This is a genomic window from Robertmurraya sp. DFI.2.37 (assembly GCF_029211245.1).
Lineage (GTDB): Bacteria > Bacillota > Bacilli > Bacillales > Cytobacillaceae > Robertmurraya > Robertmurraya methanolica_A.
Genome location: NZ_JARGEJ010000503.1, coordinates 1 through 317 on the forward strand (window position 1 = coordinate 1; position 317 = coordinate 317).

Below are 317 nucleotides of genomic sequence, written 5' to 3' on the forward strand. Positions count from 1 at the left end.
CCATACTCACGATTCTTCGCCGGCTCCACTTTCCCATTAAAATGCTGAGTCATGAGCTGCATTCCATAGCAAATTCCCAAAATTGGGAGTCCTAAATCAAAAAATAGCCTCATCTGCACGGAAGGAATTCTCATCATACACACTATTTGGTCCGCCTGAAAAAATAATTCCTGTCGCATTCATTTGTTTAATTTCTTCTGCTGTAATTGTATGTGGATGAAGCTCACTATAAACGCCAAACTCACGTATTCTTCTTGTGATTAACTGATTATATTGACTTCCGAAGTCCAACACAACTATTTTTTCTTGTCCTTGTA

The 317-nt window shown here is 38.5% G+C and carries 1 pseudogene; it reads right to left on the reverse strand.

Features of this window, described 5'->3' with window-relative positions:
* Window positions 1–317, reverse strand: a pseudogene (locus tag PZE06_RS27470) (glutamine amidotransferase-related protein); the annotation flags it as partial.